16 protein-coding genes are annotated in these 17845 nt (G+C 75.5%); 12 read left to right on the top strand and 4 right to left on the bottom strand.

Annotated elements, in window-relative coordinates; genetic code table 11:
- The first annotated feature begins 173 nt into the window (after nucleotides 1-173).
- The 11 genes from O2W17_RS14895 (at nucleotide 174) to smc (ending at nucleotide 12417) form a co-directional block, all read left to right on the top strand.
- Nucleotides 174-1781, top strand: coding sequence for a DAK2 domain-containing protein (locus O2W17_RS14895; protein WP_269193199.1), 1608 nt, complete (start codon nucleotides 174-176; stop codon nucleotides 1779-1781).
- 2 nt (nucleotides 1782-1783) lie between these two features.
- A complete protein-coding gene (recG, locus tag O2W17_RS14900) occupies nucleotides 1784-3976 on the top strand; it encodes an ATP-dependent DNA helicase RecG (RefSeq protein ID WP_269193200.1) in 2193 nt (730 codons plus the stop codon).
- 19 nt (nucleotides 3977-3995) lie between these two features.
- Nucleotides 3996-4550 (top strand): 16S rRNA (guanine(966)-N(2))-methyltransferase RsmD, encoded by a 555-nt coding sequence (gene rsmD / locus O2W17_RS14905; protein ID WP_269193201.1) that lies wholly within the window; start codon nucleotides 3996-3998, stop codon nucleotides 4548-4550.
- Nucleotides 4547-5032, top strand: coding sequence for a pantetheine-phosphate adenylyltransferase (coaD, locus tag O2W17_RS14910; RefSeq protein WP_269193202.1), 486 nt, complete (start codon nucleotides 4547-4549; stop codon nucleotides 5030-5032). The genes rsmD and coaD overlap by 4 nt, the downstream gene beginning before the upstream one ends.
- Nucleotides 5029-5724, top strand: a complete 696-nt coding sequence (locus O2W17_RS14915; RefSeq protein WP_269193203.1) for a hypothetical protein — start codon at nucleotides 5029-5031, stop codon at nucleotides 5722-5724. Before coaD ends, O2W17_RS14915 begins: the two co-directional genes overlap by 4 nt.
- Nucleotides 5725-5900: 176 nt before the next feature.
- Nucleotides 5901-6536 (top strand): YceD family protein, encoded by a 636-nt coding sequence (locus O2W17_RS14920; RefSeq protein ID WP_269193204.1) that lies wholly within the window; start codon nucleotides 5901-5903, stop codon nucleotides 6534-6536.
- Nucleotides 6537-6538: 2 nt separating this feature from the next.
- Nucleotides 6539-6718: a 50S ribosomal protein L32 gene (gene rpmF, locus O2W17_RS14925; protein ID WP_014377519.1), complete on the top strand. Its 180-nt coding sequence runs from the start codon at nucleotides 6539-6541 to the stop codon at nucleotides 6716-6718.
- Between the two features lie 10 nt (nucleotides 6719-6728).
- On the top strand, nucleotides 6729-7514 hold the full coding sequence (gene rnc, locus O2W17_RS14930) for a ribonuclease III (protein ID WP_269193205.1): 786 nt from the start codon (nucleotides 6729-6731) through the stop codon (nucleotides 7512-7514).
- 4 nt (nucleotides 7515-7518) lie between these two features.
- Nucleotides 7519-8397, top strand: coding sequence for a bifunctional DNA-formamidopyrimidine glycosylase/DNA-(apurinic or apyrimidinic site) lyase (gene mutM / locus O2W17_RS14935; RefSeq protein ID WP_269193206.1), 879 nt, complete (start codon nucleotides 7519-7521; stop codon nucleotides 8395-8397).
- Nucleotides 8398-8565: 168 nt separating this feature from the next.
- A complete protein-coding gene (locus O2W17_RS14940; protein WP_269193207.1) occupies nucleotides 8566-8757 on the top strand; it encodes a hypothetical protein in 192 nt (63 codons plus the stop codon).
- A gap of 93 nt (nucleotides 8758-8850) precedes the next feature.
- The gene (gene smc, locus O2W17_RS14945) at nucleotides 8851-12417 is read left to right on the top strand and encodes a chromosome segregation protein SMC (RefSeq protein WP_269193208.1); all 3567 of its coding nucleotides are present in this window, start codon (nucleotides 8851-8853) and stop codon (nucleotides 12415-12417) included.
- 68 nt (nucleotides 12418-12485) lie between these two features.
- Here smc and O2W17_RS14950 read toward each other — a convergent pair whose 3' ends face one another.
- The gene (locus O2W17_RS14950; protein WP_269193209.1) at nucleotides 12486-13301 is read right to left on the bottom strand and encodes an endonuclease/exonuclease/phosphatase family protein; all 816 of its coding nucleotides are present in this window, start codon (nucleotides 13299-13301) and stop codon (nucleotides 12486-12488) included.
- A gap of 13 nt (nucleotides 13302-13314) precedes the next feature.
- The gene (locus O2W17_RS14955; protein WP_269193210.1) at nucleotides 13315-14988 is read right to left on the bottom strand and encodes an alkaline phosphatase D family protein; all 1674 of its coding nucleotides are present in this window, start codon (nucleotides 14986-14988) and stop codon (nucleotides 13315-13317) included.
- 81 nt (nucleotides 14989-15069) lie between these two features.
- Between O2W17_RS14955 and ftsY the strand changes: the two genes are divergently transcribed.
- A complete protein-coding gene (ftsY, locus tag O2W17_RS14960) occupies nucleotides 15070-16299 on the top strand; it encodes a signal recognition particle-docking protein FtsY (protein ID WP_269193211.1) in 1230 nt (409 codons plus the stop codon).
- A gap of 19 nt (nucleotides 16300-16318) precedes the next feature.
- Here ftsY and O2W17_RS14965 read toward each other — a convergent pair whose 3' ends face one another.
- The gene (locus tag O2W17_RS14965; RefSeq protein WP_269193212.1) at nucleotides 16319-17065 is read right to left on the bottom strand and encodes an energy-coupling factor ABC transporter ATP-binding protein; all 747 of its coding nucleotides are present in this window, start codon (nucleotides 17063-17065) and stop codon (nucleotides 16319-16321) included.
- Nucleotides 17062-17844 carry a cobalt ECF transporter T component CbiQ gene (cbiQ, locus tag O2W17_RS14970; protein ID WP_269193213.1) on the bottom strand — a complete coding sequence of 261 codons (783 nt, stop codon included), beginning with the start codon at nucleotides 17842-17844 and terminating at the stop codon, nucleotides 17062-17064. Before cbiQ ends, O2W17_RS14965 begins: the two co-directional genes overlap by 4 nt.
- Between the last annotated feature and the right edge of the window lies 1 nt (nucleotide 17845).

The following is a 17845-nucleotide window of genomic DNA, read 5'->3' on the forward strand; positions in this document are numbered from 1 at the left end:
CCAGAAAGAATCGTTCACAGCGGCGGGGCAAGGCAGCACCCGCATCAAGACCGTCCAGCAGTCTAACCGTTCCTCGGACCGGACGTCGCGGTGCCCTCCGGACGACCCCCTGCGAGCGGCAGGGAGGTGCGTGATGGTCGGTCGTGTCGGTGCGGGTGGGTAGCCTGCCACCCGTGCTGCTGGCGCTGGATGACGCCGCGGTCGGTCAGTGGTGCCGGGCCGCGGTCGAGGCGCTGTCCGACTCCCGGGGCCGGCTCGACGACCTGAACGTCTTCCCGGTGCCCGACGGGGACACCGGCACCAACCTGCTGCACACCGCGGAGGGTGCCCGCGCCGCGCTCGACGCGGCCGGCGAGGGCGAGTCCGCCTGGGCCGTCGTCGCCCGGGGCGCGGTCCTCGCCGCGCACGGCAACTCCGGCACGATCCTCGCCCAGCTCCTGCGCGGCCTCGCCGACCAGCTGGCCGACCAGCCCCCGGCCGACGGGCCCGCCTTCGCCGGCGCGCTGCGGAAGGCCGCGGAGAGCGCCTACTCCGCCGTCGCCGACCCGGAGGAGGGCACCTTCCTCACCGTCGCCCGGGCGAGCGGGGAGGCGGCCGTGGCCGCCGTCGACGAGGGTCGCACCACGCTCGCCGACGTCGTCCTCGCCGCCGCCGACGGCGCCCGCGCCGCCCTGGAGCGCACCCCCGGCCAGCTCGCCGTCCTGCGCGAGGCCGGCGTCGTCGACGCCGGCGGCGCCGGGCTGTCGCTGGTCCTCGACGCCCTCGTGCGCACCGTCACCGGCGTCCAGCCGGTCCGGCCGGCCCTGGACGGTCCCGACCGGCACCGCCGGCGCCACGGCTCCGAGCACGCACCGCACCAGCCCCCGCCCGGCCCCGGCAGCGAGGTCCAGTACCTGCTCGCCGACGCCGACGAGACCTCCGTCGCCCGGCTGCACGAGCGGCTGGCCGCGCTCGGGGACAGCCTCGTCGTCGTCGGCGTGGACACCCCGACCGGCCGGGAGTGGAACGTCCACGTCCACGTCTCCGACGTCGGCGCCGCCATCGAGGCCGGCATCGAGGCCGGGCGCCCGCACCGCATCTCGGTCACCCCGCTCGCGCCGGTGCGCCCGGCCGCACCGGTCCCCGGGCGGCGGTCGGTGGTCGCCGCCGTGCACAGCGAGGGCCTCGCCGAGCTCTTCCGGGCGGAGGGCGTCGGCGTGGTCGTCTGCGACGCCGACGGCGTGACCGAGGACGACCTGTTCGACGAGATCGTCGCCTCCGGCGGGCAGGAGGTCATCGTCCTGCCGAACGACGCCGGTCTGCTGCCGGTCGCCTCCCGGGCGGCCACCCGCGCCCGCGAGGCCGGTGGTCGCGAGATCGCCGTGGTGCCCACCCGCTCCCCGGTGCAGGGGCTGGCCGCCGTGGCCGTCGCGGAGGCCGGGCGGCGCTTCGGGGACGACGTCATCGCCATGGCCGAGGCCGCCGCCGCCACCCGCTGGGCCGAGCTGACCGTCGCCGACCAGGAGGCCCTCACCTCCGCCGGCCGCTGCCGGCCGGGCGACGTCCTGGGCTCCGCGGAGGGCGACGTCGTCGTCATCGGCGCCGAGCCGGCCGCCGTCGCCTGCGACCTGCTGGACCGGCTGCTCTCCGCCGGAGGGGAGATGGCCACCCTGGTCGTCGGCCCCGCCGAGGCGCTCGGCGACGCGGTGTGCCGCCACCTCTCGACGGCGCACCCCACCATCGAGGTGGTCCGCTACGGCGGCGGCCCGAGCTCGCTGCTCCTGCAGATCGGGGTCGAGTGACCGTGGCGGTGACGCTGGAGACGCCGCTGGCCCGGGTGCTCGGCCCCAAGACCGCCACCGGCATGGCCGAGCAGCTCGGGCTGCACACGGTCCGCCACCTGCTGCGGCACTACCCCCGTCGCTACGCGCGGCGCGGCGAGATGGCCCGGCTGGACGACCTCCAGGCCGGGGACCGGGTGACGGTGCTCGCCCAGGTGAAGACCGTGAGCACCCGGCCCATGCGGCAGCGCCGCGGCATGATCACCGAGGTGACCGTCGGCGACGGCGCCAGCACCATGAAGCTCGTCTTCTTCAGCCACAAGCACGCCCGGCTGGCCCCCGGCGTCTGGGGCATGTTCGCCGGGACCGTCGGCACCTACCAGGGCAAGCTGCAGTTCACCCACCCCGACATGCAGCTGCTCAGCGGCGACGATGACGACGACGACTGGGCGCGCGAGCTGGTGCCGATCTACCCGGCCAGCAAGGACGTCTCGAGCTGGGTGATCCAGAAGTCGGTGAAGCTGCTGCTCGGCGGTGCCGGCAACCTCGCCGACCTCGTCACCGACCCGTTGCCTGAGGAGATCCGCACCCGCCACGGGCTGCTCTCCCTGCCCGCCGCGCTGCTCGACATCCACCGGCCCACCAGCAGCCAGGACGTCGAGCGGGCCGAGCGCCGGCTCAAGTGGGACGAGGCGCTCACGCTCCAGCTCACCCTGGCCGCCCGCCGCCGGGCCGCCGCGCTCGAGCCGGGCACCGCCCGCCCCCGGAAGGCCGGCGGCCTGCTCGACGCCGTCGACGCCGCCCTGCCCTTCGCCCTCACCGACGGCCAGCGGGCCGTGGGGGAGGAGCTGGCCGTCGAGCTCGACCGCGACCAGCCGATGCACCGGCTGCTCCAGGGCGAGGTCGGCTCGGGCAAGACCGTCGTCGCGCTGCGGGCCATGGCCCAGGTCGTCGACGCCGGGGGGCAGGCCGCGCTGCTGGCCCCCACCGAGGTGCTCGCCGCCCAGCACGCCCGCGGCATCCGCGCGCTGCTGGGCCCGCTGGGTCGCGCCGGCGAGCTCGACGGCGACCCCGCCGGCACCCGGGTCACGCTGCTCACCGGCTCCCTCAAGGCCGCTCCCCGCCGCCAGGCCCGCGCCGAGGTGGCCGAGGGGCGGGCGGGCATCGTCATCGGCACGCACGCGCTGCTGCAGGAGGGCGTCGACTTCGCCGACCTGGGTCTGGTCGTCGTCGACGAGCAGCACCGCTTCGGCGTCGAGCAGCGCGACGCGCTGCGGGCCAAGGGCAGCCGGCCCCCGCACGTGCTCGTCATGACCGCCACCCCGATCCCGCGCACCGTGGCGATGACCGTCTACGGCGACCTGGAGATCTCCACCCTCCGGCAGCTGCCCAGCGGCCGCGGGGGCGTCTCCAGCTCCGTCGTCCCGGTCGTGGAGAAGCCCGGCTGGCTCGACCGGGCCTGGGAGCGGCTGCGCGAGGAGATCGCCGCCGGCCGGCAGGCCTACGTCGTCTGCCCCCGCATCGGTGACGTCACCGGCCCCGACGACGAGCCCGAGGACGCCGACGGCGCGCCTCCCGACGAAGAGGGCCGCAGCGACCGCCGTCCCCCGCTGGCCGTGCTCGACGTCGCCGAGGCCCTGCGCAGCGGCCCGCTGGCCGGGCTGCGGCTCGACGTCCTGCACGGGCGGATGACGCCGGAGGAGAAGGACGCCGTCATGCGCGCCTTCGCCACCGGCGAGACCGACGTGCTCGTCGCCACCACCGTGGTCGAGGTGGGCGTCGACGTCCCCAACGCCACGGTGATGGTGGTCATGGACGCCGACCGGTTCGGCGTCAGCCAGCTGCACCAGCTCCGCGGCCGGGTGGCCCGGGGAAAGCACGCCGGCCTGTGCCTGCTGGTCACCGACGCCCCGTCGTCGTCGCCGACCGGGCAGCGGCTGGCCGCCGTCGCGTCCACGTCCGACGGCTTCGAGCTGGCCCGGCTGGACCTGGAGACCCGGCGCGAGGGCGACGTCCTCGGCGCGGCGCAGTCGGGCCGCCGGTCGGGCATCAAGCTGCTGTCCCTCCTGGAGGACGAGGAGCTCATCGCCGAGGCGCGCGGCGAGGCGACCGCCCTGCTGTCCACCGAGCGCGGGCTCGCCGACCACCCCGGGCTCGCGGCCGAGGTGGCTGCCCTCGCCAGCGACGAGCGAGCCGAGTGGCTGGAGAAGGCGTGACCAGCTCGGCGGTGCGGGTGTGACACGCCTGATCGCCGGCGTCGCCGGGGGCCGGCGGCTCCAGGTGCCCCCGGCCGGGGTGCGGCCGACCGGCGACAAGGCCCGCGGCGCGCTGTTCAACTCGCTCGGCTCGCTGGTCGACCTCGACGGCGCCGCGGTGCTCGACCTCTACGCCGGCTCCGGTGCGCTCGGGCTGGAAGCGCTGTCCCGCGGTGCCGCGAGCGTCGTCTTCGTCGAGTCCGGACCGAGGGTGCTGCCGGTGCTGCGGGCGAACCTCGCCGCGGTCGGCCTGCCGGGCGGCCGGGTGGTCGCCGGATCGGTGGCCACCGTCATCGCCTCTCCCGCGCCGGCACCGTTCGACGTCGTGCTCGCCGACCCGCCCTACGCCGTGCCCGCCGACGAGGTGCGCGACGTGCTGCGGGCCCTGGTCACGGGGGAGTGGCTGACCCCCGGGGGCGTCGTCGTGGTCGAGCGGTCCAGCCGCGAACAGGGGTGGGAGTGGCCGACACCCTTGGAAGGACTGCGCGAGCGACGCTACGGCGAGGCCGTGCTCCGGTACGGTCGGCGTCCGTGAGACGTGCCGTCTGCCCAGGTTCCTTCGACCCGGTCACCAACGGGCACGTCGACGTCATCAACCGGGCCGCCGGGCTGTACGACGAACTGGTCGTCGCGGTGCTGGTCAACCCGGGCAAGGCCGGGCTCTTCTCGGTCGAGGAGCGCATGGACCTCCTGCGGGAGTCCGTCTCCGACCTGCCCAACGTCACCGTCGACAGCTTCCAGGGGCTGCTGGTCGACTACTGCCGCACCCACGACATCCCGGTGATCGTCAAGGGGCTCCGGGCGGTCAGCGACTTCGAGTACGAGCTGCAGATGGCGCAGATGAACCGCGAGCTCGCCGCCATCGACACCCTGTTCGTGCCCACGGCGCCGCAGGTCGGTCACCTGTCCTCCAGCCTGGTGAAGCAGATCGCCACCTTCGGCGGGGACGTCTCCCGGCTGGTGCCCAAGGCCGTCAACGACCGGCTGGCCGAGCACGCCCGGCGGGCGGACACGTGACCCGCCCGCCCCGGGGTGGGCCGCCCCGCGGCGCGACGACCGAGGTCGTCTACCGCCTGTACGAGACCGTCGACGAGCTGACCACGGTCATCGAGAACGCCCGCAGCGTGCCGATGTCCAACTCCTGCATGGTGCCGCGCGATCACGTGCTGGACCTGCTCGACGACCTGCGCGAGTCGCTGCCCGAGGACGTGCAGGCCGCAGGCGCGATCGTCGAGCAGCGGACCGAGATCCTGCAGCAGGCCCAGGCCGAGGCCGAGCGCCTCACCGGCCGCACCCGCGCCGACAGCGAGCAGCTGCTCACCCAGGCCCGCCGCCAGCGCGACGAGATCATCGGCACCGCGCGGCGGCAGCGCGACGAGCTGCTCGCCGCCGCCCAGGCCGACGCCGAGCAGATCCTGCTGGAGGCCGAGGCGGAGGCCGAGGCGCTGATCGACGAGGGCCGGCAGCACCGGGCCGCGCTGATCGCCGAGGCGCAGGCCGAGCACGAGCGGCTGATCACCGAGACCGAGGTCTACCGCACCGCTGTCGCCCGGGCCGACGAGCTCGGCGAGCAGTCGCACGCCGAGGCCGCGCAGATGCGGGCGGAGGTCGACGAGTACGTCGACAGCCGGCTGGCCGAGTTCGGGGGAACGCTCGAGCGGATGCTGCGCTCGGTGGACAAGGCCCGCTCCACCCTGCGGGAGCCCTAGGAGGACCACCGTCCTCCCCACCCCTCGCACGCTCGGGGCGGGTCCCTGGACGGCGGGCGTTCGGAGTCCCTCACCTCGGTCGGCGGCGGGGATCGGGTAGTCTCGATCCCCGGTCCTCCTCCCGTGGCTTTCCGCCCGGGCCGGCCGCCCTCCCGCTCCCGACCGCGAGTACTGACATGCCTGCTGCTTCGCCGAACCGCTCCGGCGCCGCTCCTCACGAGGACCGGCGTCCCGCCGCCAACCCCTGGAAGGTCGACCTCCGGGAGCTGGGCCGTCGGGCGGGGTCGATGCAGGAGCTGGACCGCACCGCGCCGGCCCCTGGTGACTGGCGGGTGGAGCTGCTCGGTGTGCCCGAGGCCGCTGACGTCCACCTGCACCTGCGGCTGGAGTCGGTCATGGAGGGCGTGCTGGTCACCGGCGAGTTCTCCGTCCCGGTCGCCGGCTCCTGCGCGCGCTGCCTGGAGCCGATCGAGGACGTTCTCCGCCTCGACGTCCAGGAGCTCTACGCCTACTCGGGCAGCACCACGGAGGCGACGAGCGAGGAGGACGAGGTCCGCCGGATCGAGGGCGACTTCCTCGACCTCGAGCCGCTCGCGCGCGACGTCGTCGTCCTGAGCCTCCCGCTGGCCCCGGTCTGCACCGAGGACTGCTCCGGCCTGTGCGTCGACTGCGGTCAGCGACTGGACGACCTCCCCGCCGACCACTCGCACGAGGTCGTCGACGCCCGCTGGGCGGGCCTCGCGGCGAAGTTCGGCACCACTGCTTCCTCGTCGGGCACCCCCGGCGAATCCACCACCCCAGAGGAGAACTGATCGTGGCCGTCCCGAAGCGGAAGATGTCGCGCGCCAACACCCGCATGCGCCGGTCGCAGTGGAAGGCCACCGCGCCGACCCTGTCGCCGTGCCCGAACCGCGCCTGCGGCGAGCTCAAGCCCCCGCACCAGGCGTGCCCGACCTGCGGCCAGTACGACGGTCGCCAGGTCCTCTCGGTCTGAACCACCGGACGTGACCGCCGGAGGGACGACGGCCGCCGAGCACCCTCCCGAGGGTGCCGCCGACGGCCGTCCCCCGGTGGCCGCCCCGGGTGGGGCGGAGCACGCGGAGCGGGCCGCCGCCTGGCTGACCGACGCCCTGGGCGTCGAACTGCCCGACGGCCTGCTCTCCCTGGTGCTCACCCACCGGTCGTTCGCGTACGAGAACGGCGGCCTGCCGACCAACGAGCGCCTGGAGTTCCTGGGCGACTCGGTGCTCGGCCTGGTCGTCACCGACGAGCTCTACCGCAGCCAGCCCGACCTGCCCGAGGGGCAGCTGGCCAAGCTGCGCGCCTCGGTGGTCAACATGACCTCGCTGGCCAAGGTCGCCCGACGGCTCGGCGACGGCGGGCTCGGCCCGCACCTGCTGCTCGGCCGCGGTGAGGAGACCACCGGTGGCCGGGAGAAGGACTCGATCCTGGCCGACGCCCTCGAGGCGCTGATCGGCGCGATCCACGTCGGCTGCGGGCTGGACACCGCCTCCTCGGTCGTGCACCGGCTGTTCGACCCGCTGCTGGTCGAGTCGGCCACCCGCGGCGCCGGCCTGGACTGGAAGACCAGCCTCCAGGAGCTCGGCGCAGCCCAGGGGCTGGGTGCCCCGATCTACCGGGTGGACGACGAGGGCCCCGACCACGCCAAGACGTTCAGCGCCGCCGTGCTGCTCGCCGGCCTCGTCCGGGGCACCGGCACCGGACGGACCAAGAAGGCCGCCGAGCAGGAGGCCGCCGAGGCCGCCTGGCGCGCCCTGTCCGAGGAGTAGGCCCGTGCCGGAGCTGCCCGAGGTCGAGGTGGTGCGCCGGGGACTGGCGCAGTGGGTCGCCGGCCGGACCGTGGCCACCGTCGAGGTGCACCACCCGCGAGCCGTCCGGCGGCACCTCGAGGGCGCCGACCACTTCGTGCAGGCGGTCACCGGGCGCACCTTCACCGCCGCGCACCGGCGCGGCAAGTACCTGTGGCTGCCGCTCGCCGAGCCGGACGGGACGCCGTCGGGCCGGGCGCTCGTGGGCCACCTGGGCATGAGTGGGCAGCTGCTGGTCGAGAAGCGCTCGGCTCCCGACGAGACGCACCTGCGGGCCCGGTTCACCTTCACCGACGGCGGCCGCGAGCTGCGCTTCGTCGACCAGCGGACGTTCGGCGGGCTGGCGGTCGAGGAGTCGGACGGCGAGGCGATCCCCGCCCGGCTCGCGCACATCGCCATCGACCCGCTCGACCCGGCCTTCGACGTCGACGGGTTCACCGCGGCGCTGCGCCGGCGGCGGACAGAGGTCAAGCGGGCGCTGCTCGACCAGACCCTGATCGGCGGGGTCGGCAACATCTACGCCGACGAGTCGTTGTGGCGCGCCCGGCTGCACGGCGCCCGGCCGACCGACAAGCTCACCCGTCCGCAGGTCGCCGAGCTGCTGGAGGGGGTCCGCGACGTGCTCGGCGAGTCGCTGGCCCAGGGCGGGACGTCCTTCGACTCCCTCTACGTCGACGTGAACGGCCAGAGCGGCTACTTCTCCCGCCACCTGGCTGTCTACGGCCAGCAGGACCGGCCCTGCCCGCGGTGCGGCACCGCCGTCGTCCGGGAGCACTTCATGAACCGCTCCAGCTACAGCTGCCCGGTCTGCCAGCCCCGGCCGCGGGCCCGGCGGAAGGGCTGACCTCGTTCCCTCGACGTGACGAAGACGACATCACCCGGACACGGTCGCCTCGCGCCGCCGCCGTTGACCTGCGCATCGGTGGCTGTCACCCTGGGATCACCCAGCCGCGCCGACCGTTCCCCGGGGCGCCGGTTCACCCCCTCTCGTTTGCGAAAGGCCGTCACAGCCATGGCCAAGGCCCTGTTCGGTTCGGTCGTCACCTCCGCGGAACTCCGAGTTGTCGAGGAGAACGCCGTCCTCCGCGCCAAGGTCCGCCGGCTGGAGCTGGAGCTCTCCGAGCTGCGCGCCCAGCGGGACGCCGCGATCGCCCACGAGCTGCTCTCCCTGGCCGGCGACAGCGCCGAGCCCGCGCTCGCCTGACGCACCGCGCCGGCTGACGGACCGCGTCCCACCCGCACCACCGGCCCCGCGACTCCCCTGAGCAGGCCGTTCGGGCGCTAGAGTCCTCTTCCCGTGCACCTGTCGAGCCTCACGCTGAAGGGCTTCAAGTCCTTCGCGTCCGCCACCACGCTGCGGCTCGAGCCCGGGATCACCGCCGTCGTCGGCCCCAACGGGTCGGGCAAGTCCAACGTCGTCGACGCCATCTCGTGGGTCCTCGGCGAGCAGGGCGCGAAGAGCCTGCGCGGCGGCAAGATGGAGGACGTCATCTTCGCCGGCACCGCCGGGCGCCCCGCGCTGGGCCGCGCCGAGGTGACGCTCACCATCGACAACTCCGACGGCGCACTGCCGATCGAGTACACCGAGGTGTCGATCACCCGCCGCATGTACCGCTCAGGGGAGAGCGAGTACGAGATCAACGGCGACAAGGTGCGGCTGCTCGACGTCCAGGAGCTGCTCAGCGACTCCGGCATCGGCCGGGAGATGCACGTCATCGTCGGGCAGGGCCAGCTCGACGCGGTCCTCTCCGGCCGCCCGGAGGACCGGCGCGCGTTCGTCGAGGAGGCCGCCGGCGTCCTGAAGCACCGCAAGCGCAAGGAGAAGGCGCTCCGCAAGCTCGACGGGATGCAGGCCAACCTCGACCGGCTGGCCGACCTCACCGCCGAGCTGCGCCGCCAGCTCAAGCCGCTGGGCCGGCAGGCCGAGGTGGCCCGCCGCGCGGCCGGGGTCCAGGCCGACCTGCGCGACGCCCGCCTGCGGTTGCTGGCCGACGACCTCGTGCAGCTGCGCGACGCCCTGGACCGGGACGTCGCCGACGAGACGGCGGCCCGCGAGCGCCGGGCCGTGGTGGAGCGCGACCTCGCCGTCGTCGCCCGGCGGGAGTCGCAGTTGGAGAGCGAGCTCGCCGGCGGCGCTCCGCGGCTGCAGACGGCGTCGGACACCTGGTACCGGCTCTCCGCCCTCGGGGAGCGCTTCCGCAGCGTCTCCCAGCTGGCCGTCGAGCGGCACCGCCACCTCTCCGCGGCCGCTCCCGCGACGGCGACCGGCCGCGACCCCGAGCAGCTCGACGCCGAGGCCGAGAAGGTCGCCACCACCGAGGCCGAGCTCGCCGCCGGGCTCGCGGCCGAGCGGGAGCGGCTGGCGCGGGTCGTGGCCGGCCGCGCCGACCTGGAGCGGTCGCTGGCCGAGGCGGAGAAGGCCTGGGTCGCGGCGGCCCGCGCCCTCGCCGACCGCCGGGAGAGCCTGGCCCGGCTGTCCGGCGAGGTCGCCGCGGCGCGGTCGCGGGTGGGCGCCGGCGAGGCCGAGATCGACCGGCTGACCCTCGCCGCCGCGGAGGCCGCCGAGCGCGCGGAGGTGGCGGCCGAGCAGCTGGCCGACCGCCGGGGCCGGGTCGCCGACCAGGAGGACGGCGACGTCGCCCTCGTCACCGCGCACGAGGACGCCCTCGCCGCCCACGCCGCCGCCGCCCGCCGGGTGACCGAGCTCGCCGAGGCCGAGCGGGCCGCCGAGCGCGACCGCGCCTCCTGGCAGGCCCGCCAGGACGCCCTCGCCCTCGGGCTCACCCCGGCCGACGGCGCCGCCGCGGTGCTCGGCGCCGGGCTGGCCGGCGTCGTCGGGCCGCTGCCCGAGCAGCTGACCGTCTCTCCCGGGGACGAGGTCGCCGTGGCCGCTGCGCTCGGGGGCATGGCCGACGCCGTCGTCGTCTCCGGGGTGGCCGAGGCCGCCGCCGCGCTGGCCCACCTCACCGGCACCGGCGGCGGCCGCGCCGGTCTCCTCGTCACCGGCGGCCTGCCGCCGGTCCCGCGCGACGGCTGGCCGGAGCTGCCGGACGGCGCCCGCTGGGCGCTGGACGCGGTGCAGGCCGCAGGGCCGCTGCGGCCCGCGCTGGCCCGCGCCCTCGAGCGGGTCGCACTGGTGCTCGACCTGGACGCCGCCGTCCGGGTGGTGCGCACGCACCCCCGGGTCCGCGCCGTCACCGCCACCGGTGACCTCCTCGGCGCCGACTGGGCCCTGGGCGGGCAGACCGACGCGCCGTCGAACCTGGAGCTGCGGGCGCGGATCGACGAGGCGGGCGCCGAGCTGGCCGCCGCCACCGCGCACGCCGCACGGCTCGCCGACGACCTGGCCGCGGCCCGCGGCGCGGCGCAGGACCGCTCCGCCGACGTCGAGACCGCCCTCGCCGCCCGGCAGGCCGCCGACCGCAGCCGCTCGGCGGAGGCCGCGGCCCTGGCCGAGCTCGGCGCCGCCGCGCGGTCGGCCGCCGCCGAGGCCGACCGGCACGCCGCCGCCCGCGTGCGCGCCGAGGAGTCGCTGGAGCGTGCCACCACCGCGCTGGCCACCCTGGAGGGCCGGCTCGCCGAGGCGCAGGCCGCCCCCGTCGAGGACGAGCCGCCCACCGGGGACCGGGACCGGCTGCGGGCCGAGGTGGCCGCGGCCCGGCAGGCGGAGACGGAGGCGCGGCTGGCCGTGCGCACCGCCGAGGAGCGGGCGCGGGCGCTGCAGGGCCGCGCCGAGTCGCTGCGCCGCCAGGCCCGGCAGGAGCGGGCGGCCCGGGAGCGGGCCGCCGCGGCGCGGGCCGCGCGGGAGCGCGGCGCGGCCGTGGCCGCCCGGGTGCGCGCCGACGCCGACGTCGCCCTGGGAGCGCTGGGCTCCTCGCTGGCCCGGGCCGCGGCCGAGCGGGACGCCCTCGCCGCGGCCCGCAGCTCGGCGGAGGCGGAGCTGCTGGAGGTGCGCGGCCGGGTGCGCGCGGCCACCGCCGAGCTCGACCGGCTCACCGACGAGGTGCACCGCGACGAGGTGGCCCGTACCGAGCAGCGGTACCGCATCGAGTCGCTGGAGGGCCGCGCCGCCGAGGAGTTCGGCGTCGACCTGCCGACGCTGGTGGGGGAGTACGGCCCGGCGACGCCGGTGCCGCCGGCGCCCCAGCTCGTCGCCGAGGCAGAGGCCGCCGGGCAGCCGGTGCCCGAGCCGCAGCCCTACGACCGGGCGGTGCAGGAGCGGCGGGTCGCCCGCGCCGAGCGGGACCTCGCCACTCTCGGCAAGGTGAACCCGCTGGCCCTGGAGGAGTTCGCCGCCCTGGAGGAGCGGCACACCTTCCTCGCCACCCAGTTGGAGGACCTGAAGAACACCCGCCGGGATCTGCTGACCGTCGTCCGGGAGGTCGACGGGCGCATCCACGACGTCTTCGCGGCGGCCTTCGCCGACGTCGCCCGCGAGTTCGAGCAGGTCTTCGCCACCCTCTTCCCCGGGGGCTCGGGCCGCCTGGTGCTCACCGACCCGGAGAACATGCTGACCACCGGCGTGGAGGTGGAGGCCCGTCCGCCCGGCAAGAAGGTCAAGCGGCTGTCGCTGCTCTCCGGCGGGGAGCGCTCGCTGACCGCGGTCGCGCTGCTCGTGGCGATCTTCCGCGCCCGCCCGTCGCCGTTCTACGTGCTCGACGAGGTGGAGGCGGCGCTCGACGACGTCAACCTCGGCCGGCTGCTGGTGCTCGTGGAGCAGCTGCGGTCCACCTCGCAGCTCATCGTCATCACCCACCAGAAGCGGACGATGGAGATCGCCGACGCCCTCTACGGCGTGAGCATGCGCGGCGACGGCATCACCGGCGTCATCAGCCAGCGGCTGCGGGAGGCCGAGCCGGCCTGACCCGCCCTAGGCATAGGAAGCTATGCCTACGTTTCTGGGCCCGAATCCATAGGCATAGCTTCCTATGCTTAGACGCCGCTGCGGACCTCCAGGTCGACGACGACCGGCAGGTGGTCCGAGGCGCCTCCGGCGTCGAGCACGGAGGCTGCGGCCACGGCGACCCCTGAGGAGACCCACACCTGGTCGATGCGCCGGTGCGGGGACCGGGCCGGGTGCGTCTTCCCTGCGTCGGACTGCCAGAACCGCCAGCCCGCCCGGTCGTCCCGGGCCCGGGCCAGCCGCCAGGCGTCGGTGAACCGCTGCCGCAGCACGTCGAGCTCCGGGGCGTCGGGCTCGGTGTTGAAGTCGCCGACCAGGACGCCGGTCTCCATCGCCTCGGTGTGCAGCCCGGCCAGGGTGGCGACCTGTGCGGCCCGCTCCTGCGCCGACCGCGTGGTCAGGTGCGTCGCGGTGATCCACAGCGCGCCGCCGTCGAGCTCCACCATCGTCCGCAGCGCGCTGCGCGGCTCCCCGCTGCCGGGCAGCCGGTGGACGTCGCTGATCAGGATCGGCAGCCGCGAGAGCAGCGCGTTGCCGTACTGCCGGGGCGGCTGGTCACCGGGCCGTTCCTCGTCGATGGCCGGCCCCCACGCCAGCTGCATGTCCAGGGCACGGGAGAGCAGGAGCGCCTGGTCGACGTCCTCGCTGCGGTCGCCGAAGTAGCGGTCCACCTCCTGCAGGCAGATGACGTCGGCATCCACCGCGGCCAGCAGCTTGGCCAGCCGCGGCAGGTCGTGCCGCTCGTCGTCACCCACGCCGTGGTGGGTGTTGAAGGTGACCAGCCGCACCGGGATCGGCGGCTGGTCGGGACCGGGGGCCGGCTTCCCCCCGTGCGCACCAGTCATGCCTCCCAGCCTGTCACCCGGCGGACAGCGGCTCGTCGAGCACCTGGCGCAGGTGCTCGTCGCCCTTGTCCGACACCGACAGCAGGAAGCGGGCCTCCCGGCCGCTCAGCACGAGCTCGCCGATCTGGTTGCCGAAGTAGGGCCCGGCCTTCTTGTCCCACGCCAGGCCGGTGGGCTCGGCCGTGACCAGGCGCGCCAGGCGCTCGGTCCACCGGCGCGCGGCCCGGCTCCAGCCGATCTTGAAGCCGACGCGGATCGGGTGCGGCGCCTGGTTGTGCAGGGGGGAGACGGTGAGCTGGTGCACCCGGGCCTCGAGCCCGCCGGGACTCACCAGCTCGGCGGCGTAGGCGTGGTGGACGTCGCCGGAGAGGACCAGCGCCGTGGCGGGAGCCCGGCCGTGCTCGCCCCGGGCCACCGCGGTCAGCGCCGCCCCCAGCCGCTCGAAGGAGTGGCCGAAGGCCGACCAGTGCTCCAGGTCGGCGGCCTGGCGGATCGCCTCGGCGACCTTGCCGCGCCAGCGGCCGTGGTGCCGCACGTTGAGCGTCTCGTTCCACCGCTCCAGGTTGTGGATCGCGTGCGGCAGCAGCCAGGGCAGCGAGGTGCCGATGATCAGGTGCTCCACGCCCTCGTCCACGGCGCGGCGCATCGCGGCCTCGACCCAGGCGAACTCGTCCTCGTCGAGCATCCGGCGGTGCTGCTCCTCCAGGACCCGGCCGGCCCGGGTGTCGACCATGATCAGCCGCGCGTCGCCCCAGTGCCGCACGTAGCTCCAGCGGATGGTCGCCGGCTCGGCGTCGGCCAGCTCGGCCATCTCGCGCAGCATCGGCTGGGCGTCCCGGGTGGGGTCGTCGTCGCTCAGCCCCTGGATCGCCTGCCAGGTCTTGTTCTCCGCCAGCTCCCGCGGGCTGAGGTTGCCGAGGTGCTGGTAGACCCAGTAGCTGACCAGCCCCCCGGTGATCCGCCCGTGCCACCAGGGCTGCCGGGAGGCCTTGGCCCGCCACGCTGCCGAGGTGTTCCAGTCGTCGATCATCTCGTGGTCGTCGAAGATCATCGAGGACGGGATGGTCGACAGCAGCCACCGCACCTGGGGGTCCTGCCAGGACTCGTAGTAGAGCCGGGTGTACTCCTCGAAGTCGGCCACCTGGTCGTCCATGGCGCGGCGCTCGGTGCTCCGGCCGCGCCGGCGGTGCAGCAGCGACTTCGTGTGCGCGCTCAGCTCGTCGGCGTACACCTGGTCGCCGAGGAGGACCAGCGCATCGGGCCACCGGTCCTCCGGCAGGCCCGCCACCTGCTTGGCGTAGAGGTCCAGGGCGTCCGGGGGGATGCCCTCCGAGGCCTCGACGGTGCCCGGGCTGGCGTAGCGGCAGGAGCCGAAGGCAAGCCGGAAGGGCCCGGGGCGGCCGGGCGTCCGGATCCGGCTGGCCGGGAACGCCGTGTCCTCGGGCGGCCAGACCCGGACGTCGTCGAGCCGGACCTCGTACGGCGTGGTGCTGCCGGGCTCGAGGTCCTCCACGACGACCAGCGCGTAGTGGTGCTCGCCGACGCAGAAGGTGCGGGCGCTCCGGCCGAGGACGTCGACGGTGCACGGCCGGTCGGTCTCGACCCACACCGTGGCGGAGACCGGGTCGACGTGCCGCAGCAGGGGGCCGAGCAGGAGCGCCGGGGACGGCGGGTCGGGGACGGGCATGCCCACAGCCTGGCCCATGGACCTGCATCCCGCCGCAGTGCCCGCTGTGAGGCCGTCCGGAGGGCTGGAAGACTCACGGCCATGGAATTCGTGCTGATCGCGATCGCGATCCTGGTCGTCGCACTGATCCTCGGCGTCAGCCTCCTCGTCGGCCGCGGCCGGCGAACCACGCGCCTCGACGACGACGCCGTCAGCGGCACGACCCTCACCCGCCCGCGGCCGCCCGCGCCACCGGTCGACCAGCGGCGGCCCACCGGGGCCACCGCCTCGGGGCTGGGCCTCCCGCCCGCCGCCGACCAGCCCGACGCGGTCGTGCCCGAGGCGCCGCCGGGCGTGGACCTGCCCCCGGCCGAGCCCGAGCCGGGGCTGGTCTTCGACACCCCGCTGCCCTCGGCCGGCCGGCTCGTGCGGCTGCGCTCCCGGCTGGCGCGGTCGCAGTCCTCGCTCGGCCGCGGCCTGCTGACCGTCCTGGCCCGCGAGCAGCTGACCGAGGACGACTGGGAGGAGATCGAGGACACCCTGCTCGCCGCCGACGTCGGCGTCGCCGCCACCACCCAGATCGTGCAGCGGCTGCGCACCCAGTCGATGGTGCTGGCGACCGCGTCCGGCGCGGACCTGCGCGAGCTGCTGGTGCGCGAGCTGACCGCCGTGCTCGGCCCGGACATGGACCGCTCGCTGGGGACCTCGCGTTCCGAGGGGCGGCCCGGTGTCGTGCTGGTCGTCGGGGTCAACGGCGCCGGCAAGACCACCACCGTCGGCAAGCTCGCCCGCGTGCTCGTCGGTGACGGCAAGAGCGTGATCCTCGGCGCCGCCGACACCTTCCGCGCCGCCGCCGCCGACCAGCTGGAAACCTGGGGCGAGCGGGTGGGCGTGCTCACCGTCCGCGGCCGGGAGGGCGGGGACCCCGCCGCCGTCGCCTTCGAGGCGGTGCGCACCGGCGTGGAGGCGGAGGCGGACACCGTCGTGATCGACACCGCCGGGCGGCTGCACACCAAGTCCGGGCTGATGGACGAGCTGGGCAAGGTCAAGCGCGTCGTGGAGAAGCAGTCACCGGTCACCGAGGTGCTGCTGGTGCTCGACGCCACCACGGGGCAGAACGGCGTCGTCCAGGCTCGGGTGTTCACCGAGGCGGTCACCGTCACCGGCGTCGTCCTCACCAAGCTCGACGGGACCGCCAAGGGCGGCATCGTCGTCTCGGTGCAGCGCGAGCTCGGCATCCCGGTCAAGCTCATCGGTCTGGGCGAGGGCCCCGACGACCTGGCGCCGTTCGAGCCGCGGGCGTTCGCCGAGGGGCTCGTCGGGGAGGTCTGAGCCGGCGGCCGCTGCCGGCTCAGGTGGGTGTCGGGTCGAAGCCGTAGGGCAGCTCCAGCCGGTGGGCGGCCAGCAGGTCGGCGTCGGTGAGCAGCTCGCCCGTCGGCCCGTCGGCCACCACGGTGCCGCCGTCGAGGATCACCGAGCGGGGGCACAGCTGGGCGGCGTAGGGCAGGTCGTGGGTGACCATCAGCAGCGTCACCGGGAGCTCGGCCAGCACCTCCGCGAGCTCCCGGCGGCCGGCCGGGTCGAGGTTGGACGACGGCTCGTCGAGGACGACGATCTCCGGCTGCATCGCCAGCACCGTGGCGACGGCGACCCGGCGGCGCTGCCCGAAGGAGAGGTGGTGCGGCGGTCGGTCGGCGGCGTCGGACATGTGCACCTGCTCCAGCGCCGCGGCCACGCGGGCGGTCACCTCCGGCTCGGGCAGGCCGAGGTTCCGCGGACCGAACGCGACGTCCTCGCCGACGGTCGGCATGAACAGCTGGTCGTCGGGGTCCTGGAACACCACGCCGACGCGGCGGCGGATCTCCTGCAGCGACCGCTTCTCCACCGGCAGGCCGGCGACCGCCACCCGCCCTCGGCCCGCCCGCAGGATGCCGTTGAGGTGCAGCACCAGCGTCGTCTTGCCCGCGCCGTTGGGGCCCAGCAGCGCCACCCGCTCGCCGCGCTCCACGCGCAGGTCCACGCCGAACAGCGCCTGGTGCCCGTCGGGGTAGGCGTAGGCGAGGTCCTCGACGAGGAGGGACGGCGGGGGTGCGGTCACCCCAGCAGGATCCCCGCCAGCAGCACCGCGGCCGCCGCCAGGGGCAGGCTGAGCGCTACCGCCCACGACCGCGTCCCGACCGGGACCGACGGCCCGGTCGGCATGCTGCCGCGGTAGCCGCGGCTGAGCATCGCCAGGTGCACCCGCTCGCCGCGCTCGTAGGACCGGACGAACAGGGCGCCGGCGGTGGCACCGACCACCCGGAGGCCGCGCAGCCCGCCGCCGGTGAAGCCGCGGGACTCCCGGGCGATCCGCATCCGGTGCAGCTCGCCGCCCACGACGTCGGCGTAGCGGATCATGAACATCAGGATCTGGACGAGCACCTGCGGCAGCCGCAGCCGCTCCAGCCCGCGCAGCAGCGCCCGCGGCTCCGTCGTCGCCGCGAGGACGGTGGCGGCCAGGATCGACAGCGTCGCCTTGGCCAGCAGGCCGGTCCCGGCGGCGAGGCCGGTCCGCGACAGGGACAGCCCGAGCACCTCGACCTGCGGGCCGCCCGCCACGAAGGGCAGCAGGACGGCGAAGAGGACGAAGGGCACCTCCACGACCAGGCCGCGCAGCAGCCGGCCCGGGCCGACACCGGCCACGGCGGCGACGGCGAGCACCGCGAGCAGGTACCCGGCGTACGCGGCCGGCGCCCAGGGGGCGTGCACCGGGGTGGCGACGACGACCACCGCGAACGTCAGCACCGACACGAGCTTCGCGTGCGGCTCCAGGCGGTGGACCGCGGTGCTGCCCGGGAGGTAGCGGGCGCTCAGCGTGCCCCCGTGCGCCGCGCCCACG

It is taken from the genome of Blastococcus sp. VKM Ac-2987 (assembly GCF_026967805.1).
Classification (GTDB): domain Bacteria; phylum Actinomycetota; class Actinomycetes; order Mycobacteriales; family Geodermatophilaceae; genus Blastococcus.

What these genes read in the sequence shown, in the direction of transcription:
- O2W17_RS14920 (WP_269193204.1), top strand. Translation starts at nt 5,901, where the DNA reads ATGCCTGCTGCTTCGCCGAACCGCTCCGGCGCCGCTCCTCACGAGGAC.
- O2W17_RS14940 (WP_269193207.1), top strand. Translation starts at nt 8,566, where the DNA reads ATGGCCAAGGCCCTGTTCGGTTCGGTCGTCACCTCCGCGGAACTCCGA.
- O2W17_RS14955 (WP_269193210.1), bottom strand. Translation starts at nt 14,988, where the DNA reads ATGCCCGTCCCCGACCCGCCGTCCCCGGCGCTCCTGCTCGGCCCCCTG.
- ftsY (WP_269193211.1), top strand. Translation starts at nt 15,070, where the DNA reads ATGGAATTCGTGCTGATCGCGATCGCGATCCTGGTCGTCGCACTGATC.
- O2W17_RS14950 (WP_269193209.1), bottom strand. Translation starts at nt 13,301, where the DNA reads ATGACTGGTGCGCACGGGGGGAAGCCGGCCCCCGGTCCCGACCAGCCG.